This window comes from Bacillus sp. AFS018417, from assembly GCF_002560985.1.
GTDB classification, from domain to species: domain Bacteria; phylum Bacillota; class Bacilli; order Bacillales; family Bacillaceae_G; genus Bacillus_A; species Bacillus_A rhizoplanae.
The window spans coordinates 1-286 of the sequence record NZ_NTTM01000122.1; the positions used below are offsets into that span (position 1 = coordinate 1).

The window sequence follows — 286 nt, forward strand, 5'->3', positions numbered from 1 at the left end:
ATGAATACTCCCCCACTTAGCAGAGCTGGAAGTGGGGGTTTCTAACGTTTCGACCTAACGGACGATTAACGTTAGTGGAGTTAACACACTGGCGAGCTGTTTCACGCCTAACCCCTCTATCCCGTTTGTCCATGCATTCGGGAATGCTTTTCGTAAAATATTAGCCGCAGCGTTTACGTCTGCATTAATGAAGATTCCCTTCGCAGAACGATACATACCACGCTTGATTCGTTTTCCTGAAAAAGTTGCATGCTTGTCATTTGTTCTATACGTTGGAATGAAGTCA

1 pseudogene is annotated in these 286 nt (G+C 44.8%); it reads right to left on the minus strand.

The features are described from left to right. Window positions 1-54: 54 nt before the first annotated feature. Window positions 55-286: pseudogene (locus CN326_RS23775) on the minus strand (RNA-guided endonuclease InsQ/TnpB family protein); the annotation flags it as partial.